1 protein-coding gene is annotated in these 1,521 nt (G+C 44.8%); it reads left to right on the top strand.

What is annotated here, in order from left to right:
* The first annotated feature begins 227 nt into the window (after positions 1–227).
* Entirely contained in the window at positions 228–1,493 is a 1,266-nt protein-coding gene (locus I6E26_RS10965) for a flagellin (RefSeq protein ID WP_235321904.1), read from the top strand.
* Positions 1,494–1,521: the final 28 nt, after the last annotated feature.

The following is a 1,521-nucleotide window of genomic DNA, read 5'->3' on the forward strand; positions in this document are numbered from 1 at the left end:
ATTCCAACACCGATTCTGATCGTCAGACCATCCAGAAGGAACTGGATCAGTCCATTGACCAGATTAACGATAACGCTAACGTAACTTTCAACGGCAAGTATCTGGTTGACGGTTCCAAGAACAGCAAGGGTAATGCTACCTATACTGTACTGACCAATCAGAGCCTGGCTACTGATACCAAGGCAACCACTCTGCTGAAGGATTTGAAGGCTCGCAGTGGCGATAGCTTGGAGATTGTAGATACTGATAAGGTAACTGTATCCTATGTACAGGCTGGTAAGACCTACAGCACTACCTTTGATGCTAAGGATGCTACCCTGCAGGATATTTTTACCAATGCAGAAAACTATGACAAAACTAGCAAGATTTTTGCAGATGCTACCAATAAGAGTGTAGCAGCATCTTTAGGCAAGGATGCTAATAATGCGCCAGCAGAGATTTTGGCTGCTGACACAGCGGTTTATGGCGCTACTACAGCAGGAAAGATTCAGGCAGGAACTATCACTCCAGGTGAAGCATTGGAGGATGCAGCTGTTGGAGGATCAGCAAAGACAGCTCTTGACAAGATAGATGCCATTGATTTGGCTAAGTTTAAAGAGTACAATACAACAACTCATGCTAATGATGGTAAAGCAATTGATATGTCTAAGTTGACAGATTATATAGATACTTCTGGTGCAGCTTATGCATGGAAAGCTGGTCTTAGCGCTCAGGAAAAAATGGATTTCATGGCTACTCTTAAAAAAGATGCCAATTATGCAACACTAGTGGCTGCTAATGATACTAAAGTGGGTGATGCTGATACTGCATATGCTACTTATGCGACTAACAAGCAAACATCTGATAATCTGCATACTTCTGTAGTTTCTAGTACAACTGTTGGTATTGATGCCGCTGGTGATAAGGTTGATACTGCTTCTGGCGAAAAGGGCATCAGCATTACTGCTAATACTGCTGGTATTGGTGGTCAGATTTCTGGTTTGAATATCAGCATTACTGATTCTAAGGGCAATGTGAAGAAGTCCGCTAATGCAGCTCTGGATGCCTTCTCCGAGACTGTTCGTGCTCAGAATGAGTCTCAGGATAATGCTATCAGCCTGCAGGTTGGTGCAGCTGCTAACCAGTCCATCAAGGTTGGTCTGACTGATATGCGTGCTGAGGCTTTGGGTTTGAAGGGTGCTGATGGAACTACCTTGAACATATCCACTCAGACCAAGGCAAATGCTGCTATCAATGTTTTGGACAATGCTATTCAGAAGGCTCTTGATCAGCAGACCACCATTGGCTCCGTTGAGTCCCGTTTGGAGTACACTTCCAGCAACCTGACCACTGCATCTGAGAATGTACAGGCTTCTGAGTCTACTATTCGCGATGCTGATATGGCTAAGGAAATGACCAACTATACCAAGAACAATGTTCTGCTGCAGGCTGCCCAGTCCATGTTGGCTCAGGCTAACCAGTCCAGCTCCAACGTACTGTCCCTGCTCCAGTAAGAGCATAGCTAGGATAGCTGGTTGATGG

Origin of the sequence: Anaerovibrio lipolyticus (assembly GCF_021531495.1) — a bacterium.
In the GTDB taxonomy this organism is placed as follows: Bacteria; Bacillota; Negativicutes; order Selenomonadales; family Selenomonadaceae; genus Anaerovibrio.